We start from the raw sequence: 12,769 nt of genomic DNA on the forward strand, positions 1-12,769 counted from the left end.
GTTTCTCCTATGAGTCCTCTTCTAACCAGTTATAATACAGCGAGACATCACGTTTTGGTTTTGCTTGAGAGGAAGAATTTTTGGCCTGCCCTTGTCTAAATTGCTTGCCATGCTGCCGGGCTTGATCCACTGTTTGGATACCTTTTCTTTTCCACTCACGTAAAATACGGTCGATATATTTAAAGTTGAGCTTACCCATTAACACTGCTTCCCTTAATGCAGCTTTTATAAGGGAAGGTTCCTGCTCCTCCTGATCTAGCCATATATTGATATTCTCGATCTCAAATGGGGATAGCGGCCGGCCAAACTCCTGCTCGAATAAAGAAAACAAACTCCCTGCTTGCTCCTCTTCAGTAGTGTACGAGTGCTTGTGTTGGGCAAATAATTTCTCCCAAAGCGGTTCGAGAGAATATGATTCATTTCTAACTAGTTGTTCACTATGCTTCTGTTCAATGGTTATCAGCTGTTTTTGAATAAGACTTCTCAAGACTTTTGAACAGTCCTGGCTTGAGAAGGAAAGATAGCCGGCCAGTTCTTCTGGTGTGGGAAAAGGATTCCCATCTAAATAAAAACGGTGAATCTGTAGCAGTACAGCGAGTTCCTTCTCATCCAATCCTAATCGGCGATATTCTGTTAATAGTTGCTTTGGGATCATTAGTTGATGATTCATGATCTCCTGAAAGCTTTGATACTTCGACAAGATGTCCACCTCAATCTATGATGATTAAAAAGGAAAAAACACCGATAGTATAAGCGTTCTTCTATCGGTGTGATTACCTATATATTAAGGATATAAACGATTCAATAAACGTGGAAATGGAATCGTTTCACGAACGTGTTCGACGCCGGAAATCCAGGCTACTGTGCGTTCAAGTCCTAAACCGAAACCTGAATGCGGGACACTTCCATATTCACGAAGCTGCAAGTACCACTGGTAGGCATCCCCTGTAAGATCATGTTCTTTATAACGTTTTTGCATCAGTTCAAGGTCGTCAATCCGCTGTGAACCGCCAATAATCTCACCATAGCCTTCTGGGGCGATTAAATCTGCACATAAAACCACTTCAGGTCGTTCTGGGTCCGGCTTCATGTAAAAAGCTTTAATTTCAGCAGGATAGTTTACAATGAATACTGGTTTATCGTAGCTTTCAGCAATCGCAGTTTCATGTGGCGCACCGAAATCTTCTCCCCACTCAATGTCATCAAAACCTTTTTCCTTCAATAAATCAATCGCCTCATCATAGCTGATTCTCGGGAAAGGGGCTTTTATCTTTTCAAGAACAGCTTTATCACGACCAAGAGCTTCAAGCTCAAGTGTACAATTTTGAAGCACGGCTTCAACAACATGTGTGACATACTGCTCTTGAACTTCAAGGCTGTCGTTATGATCCATAAAGGCCATTTCAGGTTCAATCATCCAGAATTCAATGAGATGACGACGGGTTTTTGACTTTTCAGCACGGAAAGTAGGCCCGAAACTGAATACTTTACCAAAAGCCATTGCTGCCGCTTCTAAGTAAAGCTGTCCACTCTGGGATAAGTAGGCTTCTTCATCAAAATATTTTGTATGGAATAATTCGGTTGTACCTTCTGCTGAAGATCCTGTTAAGATTGGCGAATCAATTTTCGTGTATCCATTAGTATTAAAAAATTCATACGTAGCTCGAATAATTTCATTTCTAATTTTCATAACTGCATGCTGCTTTTTAGAACGCAGCCAGAGATGACGATGATCCATCAAGAACTCTGTTCCGTGTTCTTTCGGTGTTATCGGATAATCAACAGCTTCGTGAATAATTTCGAAGTTGTTCACTTGCAGCTCGTACCCGAAGGAAGAGCGTGTGTCTTCCACAACCACACCTGAAACGTAAAGGGATGTTTCCTGCGTCAGTGCTTTTGCCTGTTGAAACTTATCTTCGCCAATATCCGCCTTCACAACGATCCCTTGCATAAATCCTGTTCCGTCACGAAGCTGGAGAAAAGCTATTTTTCCGCTTGATCGCTTATTTTGCAACCATACACCGATGGTAACTTCTTCTCCTACATACTTTGAAACTTCTGCAATTGTTGTTTTCATGAGTCTACCTCCATGCTTCACTTTATGATTGGTGTTTATCTACAAAACGTTGAATACGCTTCGCCGCTTCTTCTAATTGCTCAATGGATGTTGCATAAGAAAGTCTTACATTATCAGGTGAACCAAAACCAGACCCCGGCACGAGAGCAACCTTCTCTTCTTCTAAGAGTGCAGTTACCCACTCATCTACTGTTTTAAAGCCACAACTATTCGCCGTACGAATCACATTAGGAAAAAGGTAAAAAGCCCCCATTGGCTTCTCACACGATACGCCAGGGATCGCAAGCAGCCAGCTATGTAGAGCATCTAACCTTTTGTGGAATGCTTTACGCATTTCATTTATCTCCTCATCTGACCCCTTATAAGCGGCTAACGCGGCATATTGAGCTACTGAAGTCGGGTTTGATGTAGAATGTGAAGCCATATTTGTCATCGCTTGGATGATCTCTGTACGGCCTAGAGCATAGCCAATTCTCCAGCCTGTCATAGAATGGGACTTAGAAACACCATTGATAATGATGGTTTGTTTATAAAGTTCGTCAGACAGCTGAGCCATTGACACATGCTGGTCATTGGAATAAATCAGTTTTTCATATATCTCATCTGAGACGATAAGAATGTCATGCTTTAAGCAAACTTCACCAATTGCGCGAAGCTCATCTTCAGAATACATCATCCCTGTAGGATTACTTGGTGAGTTTATGATAACAGCCTTTGTCTTCTCTGTTATTGTCTCCTCGAGTTGCTCGGGTGTCATTTTAAATTGGTGTTCTTCTTTTGCTTTAACTATAACAGGAGTACCTTCAGCCAATTTAATTTGCTCAGGGTAACTGACCCAATAAGGGGCCGGAACGATGACTTCATCCCCTTTGTTTAGTAAAACTTGAAATAACGTAAATAAAGCATGCTTTGCCCCAGTCGTAACAATAACCTCGCTAGGTAAATAGGTCAAATTTTGATCTCTATTCATTTTTGACAGAATCGCATCTTTTAAATCAGGGATGCCTCCGGAAGGTGTATATTTCGTATGTCCTTCCTGCATGGCCTTCATAGCCGCCTCTATAATATACGAAGGTGTGTTAAAATCAGGCTCACCAGCTCCAAGACCGATGACATCGTGCCCTTCTGCTTTTAAAGCTTTAGCTTTAGCCGTAATTGCTAATGTTGATGACGGTGTAAGTGTTTGTACTCGTTTAGCTAATTCCATTTCACTCATCCTTCACTTAAGATTATGGTTGACGAAAGGCAAACCTTTGAATAGGATCGCCATTTGTAACTCTTACATATTCTAATACATATCGTTGATTTTCATCTATATAGGTAAGTTCCCATGCTGGACTATTTTCTTCATACGCAAGCTGTACATCAATAAATGAACAGGCTGAACAGTCAGCTTGCAGCCCCGCCTTTAAATCGCCTGTAGGAATCATTGAACTAGCTTTGATCGTCGTCAGCACTTCTTTCTTCCCAAGATTTAAAAAGGTAACTAATTCTTCATCATTAGCATTTTGACCGCGAACAATATGAATGGGATTTTCACCATTGTAGCTTAAAACATCTGTTACCTTTGTCATTTTCGTTTCTGAAACCGCCAAATTTTTGGCAGTTGTAAATCCCTCTGTCTGTTTATCCTCTATTTGCACATACATCCAGGTCAGGGTGCTTCCTGAAATAATAATTACAATTCCGATGATGAGGAGAACCCACCGCAGCCAGCTAGGTACGGTAAATCGTGAAGACTGCTGTTTCATTATCATCTTCATCTAAAGCAAGTCCAAACATTAAATTTTGATCCTTCAACGTACGATTAAGTGTGTCAACAACCTTATAAAGATCATTTGATTTTTGAATCCGTACGGTTGACATTGTTTCTACCTTATTTTCCATTATTTCTGTCCCCCATCCGTCTTATTCCTTCTTCATCGGTTTATACGTAAAATAGTATAACAGGTTATGAACTTAATTAGATACAATTCAAAGACTTTTACAACCATTTTTCCATCTCTTGTACAAGTGTTGAAGTTGATTTATACATAAGCGGTACATCTGGAATAGATGCGAGAAAGTGCCTTCCATACTTCGCTTCTATTAGACGGTGGTCACAAACAAACACCACACCCCGGTCAGTCGTAGACCGAATCAAACGTCCGAATCCTTGTTTAAAACGAATAATAGCCTGAGGAAGCGAGTGGTTCATAAATGGGCTTTGGCCTTGTTGTTTAAGTCTGTAATCTCGCATGACCTGTAAAGGTTGATCTGGTGGTTGGAAAGGAAGGCGAACAATTACAAGGCATGAAAGATCATCTCCAGGAATATCTACTCCTTCCCAGAAAGAACTTGTTCCTAGCAAAATAGATTGATCAAAAGTTTGGAAATTCTTCCTCAGACGATCCCTGCTTCCGGTTGAGATCCCTTGCGCAAAAACCATGAATTCCTCAGGATTAATGACATCCTTCAGCAAATAATACGTTTTTCTAAGCATATCATATGAGGTAAACAAAACGAGCATTCGACCTTTAGTGGCATGAGCAATCGAGTAAATCGCTTCACTAATCGAATAAATAAACTCCTCAGGATCCTCTTTGATATTGGGAAAATCATTTGGAACCATCAGCCTGACCCGCTGCTTATAATCATAAGGGGATGGAATGGACAGTTCATAAAGATCCTTCCATTTGGCTACACCTATTAGACGCTTCATATAGTCAAAAGAGCCATTTGTAGTAAGTGTCGCACTCGTCAATACAACACTTTTCTTCGTCAGAAATAACCTTTCCTGCAGAAGGCCAGCTACATTTAAAGGCTCACTATATAAATAAACTGAATTGGAGGCACCATCTACATCAATTTCAATCCACTTCACAACATTATCATCCAGAACAAAATAATGGACGAGTTGGTCGATAATTGTCTCACAGACGCTTGCATTGGTTTCTAGTCTTGAGTATAGTACCCGGACATCCCCATTTTGCTCAATGGATAATAGCGGTCCAATAAGCTCCATTAGCGCTATTGCTTCCCTTTTAACAGCCTGAATATTAGATAAAAATCTTTGTGTCATTTCATCACTGGTATTAGCGAACACACTGTCTGTTTCTTTCAATAAATATTGCGCTCGTCCAATATCGCTTCTTGATTGAGATCTTTTGCGAGTCGCCTTAACCTTCTGAAATAAGTATCTGGACAATTGATTAAGTTCCTCTTTAGCTTGTTCGACCTTGCGGCTTCCCTGCTGAATTTGTTTTTTCACATCGGCATCGATCTGTTTGAACACAGCAGGGTGAAACAGATCATTGAATTGGGTTAATTGCCGCTGTAATTCTTTATAATTCAAACGAATACCAAAGTAGCGGCTGGCTATGGCTTCTAAATGATGAGCTTCATCTATAAGCACCCTATCATAGGCAGGGAGACGCTGCTCATTACTAATCAAATCTAAACATAGAAGCGAATGATTCGTAATAAGAAGATCTGCACGCTCAGCCCTTTCTTCAGCCCATTGAAAATAGGAGGCATGTTTGTTATTAAATGACATCGCCCCACCTGATTGTTCGGCGGAAATTTTATGCCAAAACTGCTGTCCGCTTGATGGCAGTTGAATTTCATCAATGTCGCCTGTACTTGTTTTTGTCAGCCAAACTAAAATCATTGCCTTGGTTAAAACGATATCATAATTATCATAATACGATCTGTCCAACTCATAACTAAAATGAAGGAGACTGATATAATGCCTCTTCCCCTTATACAAAGCTACTTTTATGGGGCGGCCAAACAACTCTTCCATTCTGGGGATTTCCTCTTCTAACAACTGATTTTGCAATGCGGTTGTATGCGTTGCAATAACCAGTCTTTCATTATGTGTGACCGAATAATATAAAGTAGAAAGTAAGTAGGCTAGTGACTTTCCCGTGCCTGCGCCAGCTTCAAGTAAGGCATGTCTTCCCTCGTCTAAGGATTGATACACAGCCTCTGACATTTGTCTCTGTCCTGATCTTTCCTCATAATGATCCACTATCTTTTTTAAGCTTTCTTTACCTTCATATGCTTCCATTATCCATTGATTAAACGGCAGCTCAACATCTTTCGTTTCATAAAGTTCCTCTGGCTGCTTCTTTATCGGTAATCCATAATGAACCTCATATTGGTCATGACTTGATTGGTTATACCGTGCCTTTTCAACGGCAGTTTCAATAAAAGGTCTTACATCACTTTTAAGTTTACCCACAATTTTTAGGATGTGTGTTAAGGTACGTTCAGGTAATGTATGTATCTCTTCTAACAGTAAGGTTAATAAATCTGCAGTCACTTGAGCATCGGAAAGAGCCCTGTGCGGATGGGCGTGTCCAATGTTTAAATGATCAGCCAACTGTCCTAATTTAAAGCTTGGTGAACCAGGCAGAAAAATTCGGGCAAGCTCCACTGTATCAATGATAGGGTTATGCAGAGCTTCGTAGCCGCACCGAATAAATTCTTCATTAAGAAAACCGAGATCGAATTCGATATTATGTGCGACTATATAACAATCCTCTACTAATTGGTACACGTCCTCGGCTATTTCTGAAAATAGCGGGGCATGAATAATATCCTCTTCTTGTATCCCAGTCAAAGCGGTAATGAACGGAGGAATTTCTCGTTCTGGATAAACAAGGCTTGAAAACTCCTCAATCACTTGGCCTTGCTTGATAATCACAATACCAATTTCAAGAATACGGTCCTGTTTTGATGATGAGTTACCTGTTGTTTCTAAATCTACTATAGCAAAGGTCGACATGAAATCCCTCCAGTGTGGCCATAAAAGTAAGGATCCTGTCCTATTATACGTGGCCAAGATCCTTTCCATAGTTTAACTCTTGTTTCCACATTAAAGGGGAAGAGCAGTTAATGGCGGCTCCTCCTCTAAGATTTCGACCACCTTGTTTCTTTCACCCATAATCGCAATTTTAGGTTTGAAATCGGCTAATTCTTCCTCGCTCAGCATGGCATAAGAAACGATAATGACGATATCATCTGGCTGGACTAGTCTGGCTGCAGCTCCATTTAAGCAAATAACACCGCTTCCTCTTTCCCCAGCAATCACATATGTCTCTAATCGTGCGCCGTTATTGTTATTAACGATTTGAACTTTCTCGTGTGGCAGGATCCCAACACTGTCCAATAAGTTTTGATCAATCGTGATACTGCCCACGTAATTCAAATTGGCTTCTGTAACCCGTACGCGATGGATTTTTGCCTTCATCATTGTACGAAACATGATGTGCCCTCCTTGTTCCTTACCCTAACGTCTTATCCCCTTTTTCATTAAAAACAACATTATCAATTAATCTCGCTTTTTGATAATACACCGCTACAGCAAGAATAACTTGTTGATCTATGAACTCAATTAATTCTAGTTTAGGATAAGCTAATAATTCGATATAATCTATATTACCATGAGATTTATTTTCAAGAAACTGTCGAACTTTTTTGATCAATTCACTTTTGCTCTTCTCACCATTTTCTACAAGCTGCCTGCCATATTGCAATGCCTGATGAATAGAAGGAGCTCCAACTCGCTCCTGATCAAATAGGTTCACGTTTCGACTGCTTTTTGCTAATCCGTCCTCCTCACGTACTGTAGGTACCGCAACCAGATCAATAGGGTAATTAAAATCCTCTATTAAAGCATCTACCACAGCAATTTGCTGGGCATCTTTCATACCGAAGTAAACTCTCGTTGGATGGATAATATTGAATAATTTCGCAAGAACGGTTACGACTCCATCAAAGTGGCCCGGCCGGCTCTTCCCGCACAACACGTCAGCTCTTCTAACAACAGATAATTCTAAAGAAAGACGTTTTGGATACATCGAATCCACGGAAGGAAAGAAAATGACATCCACTTCATTTTCCTCCGCTACTTTTCGATCATGTTCTTCATCACGAGGGTAAGAGTCCAGATCTTCATTTTCACCAAATTGCAACGGATTCACAAAAATACTTAAAATAACGATATCGTTTTCTTGACGGGCCTTTTTCATAAGGGCTTCATGCCCTTCATGTAAGTATCCCATGGTAGGTACAAAACCAATACTTTTCCCCTGCCGAATCCAGCTTATTGATTTATGCTGCAATTGTTTTATGCTAGTGATGATTTCCATAACAATCTCCTTATTCTTTTGGAAGCAACTCCGGATCCATTGTGAATGTGTGCTGTTCTTCTGGAAACACCCCATCCTTTACTTCTGCTACGTATTGACGAACTGCTCCTGCCATTTGTTCGCTGCTATTTAGATATGGTTTAACAAACTTTGGCAAGCGTTCAACTCCATATTTTAAGAGATCATGATAAACGAGAACCTGACCATCGCAGTCGGCACCCGCTCCGATCCCGATCGTAGGAATAGTGAGCTGTTCTGAAATCAATTTAGCCAGCTGCCTTGGGACACACTCTAAAACTAATGCCATTGCACCAGCTTCCTCTACTTCTTTTGCTTCATCTAACAATTTTTTAGCAGCCTTCTTGTCTTTGCCTTGGACTTTATAGCCCCCTAGTACATGGACTGATTGAGGGGTTAACCCTAAATGGCCGACTACAGGGATCCCCCCTTCTGTTAAACGCCGAATGGCTTCAAGCACTCCTCCAGCTCCTTCAAGCTTCAGTGCTTGTGCCTTCGTTTCCTGAAACAGCTTTGTGGCATTTTTCAGAGTGTCTTCTAAAGAGATATGATAAGACATGAACGGCATATCAACCACTACAAACGTATTTTCTGCGCCCCTTCTAACTGCCTTGGCATGATGCATCATATCGTGTAACGTTACAGGAATTGTTGAATCATACCCCAACACAACCATACCCAGGCTGTCCCCTACTAAAATCATATCTGTTTCTGCTTGTTCAGCCAATTTAGATGATGGGTAATCATACGCTGTGATCATCGTCATTTTATCATTCGTTTGCTTCATCTTGATCATACTATTTTTGTTTAGCATGATAACCATCCTCTCCCCAATGGATTTCAGCTGAATACAACTTTTCTTCTTTTCCCTTTTCATCACGGGCTAAAAGGGCGCCATCTGGCTCAATGCCCACTAACCTTGCCTGCCACGACTTTTTCATTGTAGAAATCGTTACTTCCTCGCCAATTCTATAGCCGAATTGTTCCCACTTTAACTTTACAGCTTTAAAGCCGTCAGTCATAAATTGGTCATATGTACGCTCAAATTGTTGCAGTATCCGCTGTATGGTATCTTGAATTGACCAATGTTGTTGTGACTCAACCTGAAGGGAAGAAGCTTTATGCTGCAACTCTTCTGGAATGTCTGATTCGGTTTGATTCACATTAATCCCTATACCAAGAACAACATATTGAATTTGATCTTGTTCGGCCTGCATTTCAGTTAGAATCCCCGACACCTTCTTGTGGTTTATCAATAAATCATTTGGCCACTTAATCTGTGGCATAATCGATGATTGTTCAGCAATGACTTCTGCTAAAACAGTAGCCGCCAGCAAAGTAAGTTGTGGGGCTTGATAAGGCAGTAGTTCAGGGCGTAATAAGATACTCATCCAAATCCCTTTCCCTTTAGGAGAATCCCAGTTTCGAGACATCCGGCCTTTCCCTTGTACCTGCTTGTCAGCAATTACAACCGTACCATGAGGCTTACCTTGTTTAGCCAGCTGATGAACCACTTCCTGTGTAGATGTTACTTCCTTAAAGTGCTGAAGATTGTGCCCTAGCCAATCAGTATTCAATCCCCATTGCAGTGTGTTTTCACTCACTTTATTTGGTGAAGAAACAATTCTGTACCCTTTTCGTTGAACAGCTTCAATCTCATATCCATCTTTTTCAAGTTCCTTCATATGTTTCCACACAGCAGTTCTTGAAATATTGAGACGTTTAGATAAATCTTGCCCAGAAATATATCCTTGTTGACTATCTAGCAGTTCAATTAATTGCTTGCGGGTGGATTCCATTGATCGACCCACTCCTTTATATGTTCATATTTGTTATTTAATTGTTTGGTTACGACTGCGTATTCAATACTTTCTATCCCTGAACTAATCCAAGAACCCTTTTCTAAATTGGGGAAAGCTTTAATCAAGTCTCTCGCCTGAAAAGCTAGCTCATCAATTGAATGTATAGGTAAGAGAGTTGATACTTCAGTAAACGCTTCCTTTTTAACAGGGTACCCTAACGCTTTTAAGACTTGTATGAAAGAGGCAGCAAGATGCTCTGGCAGCTGATAAGCAAGCCATAAAGTCATTTCATCATGCTGTTTGTATTCTGTAAGTGCAGAATGAAGAGAGAGTGCTTCTCTTTTCACTCGATTTGATAGCTTCCAGTCTTTCACCCATTTTTGTAGACTGATGGTGGGAGTTTGCTCGCGATAATAAGTTATTAATTGGGCAAACCCAAATAATTTTTGTCTAGGTACGGCTACCTGTAAGGATCTATGCGCAGAAAAAATCGGGAGGTACGAAAATACACCTAATGTATCACAGAGATGTATTCCGTTTTGATAACCTTTCCCTGCGACTAACTTTTCAAATTCAACGGCAATGCGTTCAACAGCAATATGGTTAAGCAAACTTGCTTGATTATAGATGGCTTGTTTCACTTCTTCCGTAACCTCAAATTGAAGCTGACTGGCAAATCGTATCGCACGCATCATTCGCAATGGGTCCTCATTGAAGCGTGTATGGGCATCACCTACTGCCCGAATAACCCGTTTGGAAAGATCCTTTTTTCCATGGAAAGGATCGATAACATCGCCATTCTGATTCATAGCCATCGCATTAATCGTAAAGTCCCGTCTCGATAGGTCTTTTCGTATAGAGTTAACAAATGCCACCTCATCGGGGTGTCGAAAATCGGTATAACCTTCCTCAGTCCTATAAGTGGTCACCTCAAAGGAATGAGATTGATAACGGACCATTACAGTACCATGGTCTATGCCAATAGGAATGACGTGGCTAAAAACGCTCATTACCTGTTGAGGAGTTGCTGAAGTGGCAATGTCTATGTCTCCCATTGGACGGCCTAAAACAATATCTCGTACAGCACCACCTACAATGTGAGATTCATAACCAGCTTCTTCAAGACATGATAAGAGATTGAAGGCAGAATGAAGAGACGGTTTATGTTTATTCATCATCTAACACCTGACTATAAAGTTCCTCATATTGTTTAACGATCTCAGAAGAAGAAAATTTTTGATTTACAAAATGTTGTGCTCGTTCGGAAAAACTTTCGTGCATTATGGAATCTGTCAACAGCTGTTTTGCGAAATAAACCACTTGTTCTATGTTGCCAAGTTCTGTAATAAATCCTGTTTCACCATGGTCAATGACTTCTGGTATCCCGCCAATATTGGTGCCAATACATGGGACACCGCACGCCATTGCTTCAAGTAACACGAGTCCAAAGCTTTCCTTTTCAGATAGCAAAAGTTTCAAGTCAGAAATGGAGAGCAGCTCGCTGACATTTTCTTGCTTTCCAAGAAAACGGACGTGATCACCAATCCCTAAATCTTCTACAAGTTGATAACAAGCCGAATATTCAGGTCCGTCACCAACCAGGAGTAGTTTGGAAGGTACACTACGATGAATATTTGCAAAAGCATGAATGACATCCGGAACCCGCTTCACTTGTCTAAAATTCGAAATATGAATCAATACTTTTTCACTATCCCGGATATTGTACTGGCCTTTCAACTCGTTATTGGGCCTATGAAAATACTCCCGTTCATCAACAAAATTGTAAATGACGTCCATGTCCTTTTGTGTATCCAACATTTTTTGTGTTTGCTTCACTAAACTATGGGAAACAGCTGTAACCCGATCTGATTTTTCGATGCCAAATTTAATCATTTGTTTTAAGCTTGAGTCTATGGCAAGCACGGTTATATCTGTTCCATGAAGTGTAGTGACAATTTTCACATTCCGTTCAGACATTTGCTTTGCTAATATCGCTAAGACAGCATGAGGCATAGCATAATGGACGTGCAGGATGTCGAGCTCCTCCCTATTAATTACCTCAGCCATTTTATTGGCAAGAGCTAGATCATAAGGAGGGTGTTGAAATACCGGATAATTACTTACTTCTACTTCATGATAATAAATATTTGGATAAATGCGATTTAATCGAAAAGGGACTTGTGATGTAATAAAGTGGATTTCATGTCCCTTTTCAGCTAAGATTTTTCCGAGTTCTGTCGCTATAACACCTGATCCTCCCACTGTGGGATAACATGTAATTCCAATTTTCGACATATCATTACACCTAATCTTTCTTTGCTAACTTTTCCTTGATAATCTCACGCCATTCGAAATCTCCTCTTTCTAAACCACGAATAAATATCTCTGCACTAGCTAAATTTGTAGCCAGCGGAATTCGATGTACATCACAAATACGGAGCAACGCACTTACATCCGGCTCATGGGGTTGAGCCGTTAAGGGGTCGCGAAAGAAAATGACCATGTCCATTTCATTCTGGGCAATTTTTGCACCAATTTGCTGATCACCGCCAACAGGACCAGACTGAAACCTAAAAACGTCTAAACCAGAGGCTTCAGAAATCTTTTTCCCGGTTGTTCCTGTAGCAAATAATTGGTGTTTTTTTAAGATATGTTTATACGCCATGGCAAAATGGATGATCTCTTGTTTCTTCTCATCATGTGCAATTAAAGCAATATTCATTCGGTGTCCCCTC

At 40.5% G+C, this 12,769-nt stretch carries 13 protein-coding genes; all 13 read right to left on the bottom strand.

What is annotated here, in order from left to right; translation table 11 throughout:
• Positions 1-7: 7 nt before the first annotated feature.
• Positions 8-700 carry a DnaD domain-containing protein gene (locus MUO14_RS00640; protein WP_244753162.1) on the bottom strand — a complete coding sequence of 231 codons (693 nt, stop codon included), beginning with the start codon at positions 698-700 and terminating at the stop codon, positions 8-10.
• 84 nt (positions 701-784) lie between these two features.
• Positions 785-2,077, bottom strand: a complete 1,293-nt coding sequence (asnS, locus tag MUO14_RS00645) for an asparagine--tRNA ligase (protein ID WP_244753163.1) — start codon at positions 2,075-2,077, stop codon at positions 785-787.
• A gap of 22 nt (positions 2,078-2,099) precedes the next feature.
• Positions 2,100-3,284 (bottom strand): pyridoxal phosphate-dependent aminotransferase, encoded by a 1,185-nt coding sequence (locus MUO14_RS00650; RefSeq protein ID WP_244753165.1) that lies wholly within the window; start codon positions 3,282-3,284, stop codon positions 2,100-2,102.
• A 22-nt stretch (positions 3,285-3,306) separates the two neighbouring features.
• Positions 3,307-3,828, bottom strand: a complete 522-nt coding sequence (locus MUO14_RS00655) for a cell wall elongation regulator TseB-like domain-containing protein (protein WP_244753166.1) — start codon at positions 3,826-3,828, stop codon at positions 3,307-3,309.
• Entirely contained in the window at positions 3,794-3,964 is a 171-nt protein-coding gene (locus MUO14_RS00660; protein ID WP_244753167.1) for a YpmA family protein, read from the bottom strand. Before MUO14_RS00660 ends, MUO14_RS00655 begins: the two co-directional genes overlap by 35 nt.
• A 97-nt stretch (positions 3,965-4,061) precedes the next feature.
• The gene (dinG, locus tag MUO14_RS00665; protein WP_244753168.1) at positions 4,062-6,848 is read right to left on the bottom strand and encodes an ATP-dependent DNA helicase DinG; all 2,787 of its coding nucleotides are present in this window, start codon (positions 6,846-6,848) and stop codon (positions 4,062-4,064) included.
• Between the two features lie 90 nt (positions 6,849-6,938).
• A complete protein-coding gene (gene panD / locus MUO14_RS00670) occupies positions 6,939-7,328 on the bottom strand; it encodes an aspartate 1-decarboxylase (protein WP_244753169.1) in 390 nt (129 codons plus the stop codon).
• Between the two features lie 19 nt (positions 7,329-7,347).
• Complete coding sequence (gene panC, locus MUO14_RS00675) at positions 7,348-8,214, bottom strand: pantoate--beta-alanine ligase (protein ID WP_244753170.1); 867 nt, start codon at positions 8,212-8,214, stop codon at positions 7,348-7,350.
• Positions 8,215-8,224: 10 nt separating this feature from the next.
• Complete coding sequence (gene panB / locus MUO14_RS00680; protein WP_244753171.1) at positions 8,225-9,046, bottom strand: 3-methyl-2-oxobutanoate hydroxymethyltransferase; 822 nt, start codon at positions 9,044-9,046, stop codon at positions 8,225-8,227.
• Positions 9,030-10,031 carry a biotin--[acetyl-CoA-carboxylase] ligase gene (locus MUO14_RS00685; RefSeq protein WP_244753172.1) on the bottom strand — a complete coding sequence of 334 codons (1,002 nt, stop codon included), beginning with the start codon at positions 10,029-10,031 and terminating at the stop codon, positions 9,030-9,032. The genes panB and MUO14_RS00685 overlap by 17 nt, the downstream gene beginning before the upstream one ends.
• Positions 10,007-11,209 (bottom strand): CCA tRNA nucleotidyltransferase, encoded by a 1,203-nt coding sequence (locus MUO14_RS00690; protein ID WP_244753173.1) that lies wholly within the window; start codon positions 11,207-11,209, stop codon positions 10,007-10,009. The genes MUO14_RS00685 and MUO14_RS00690 overlap by 25 nt, the downstream gene beginning before the upstream one ends.
• Positions 11,202-12,329 (bottom strand): N-acetyl-alpha-D-glucosaminyl L-malate synthase BshA, encoded by a 1,128-nt coding sequence (gene bshA / locus MUO14_RS00695; RefSeq protein WP_244753174.1) that lies wholly within the window; start codon positions 12,327-12,329, stop codon positions 11,202-11,204. The genes MUO14_RS00690 and bshA overlap by 8 nt, the downstream gene beginning before the upstream one ends.
• 10 nt (positions 12,330-12,339) lie before the next feature.
• Complete coding sequence (gene mgsA, locus MUO14_RS00700; protein WP_244753175.1) at positions 12,340-12,756, bottom strand: methylglyoxal synthase; 417 nt, start codon at positions 12,754-12,756, stop codon at positions 12,340-12,342.
• Positions 12,757-12,769: the final 13 nt, after the last annotated feature.

It is taken from the genome of Halobacillus shinanisalinarum, from assembly GCF_022919835.1.
Taxonomy (GTDB): domain Bacteria; phylum Bacillota; class Bacilli; order Bacillales; family Halobacillaceae; genus Halobacillus_A; species Halobacillus_A shinanisalinarum.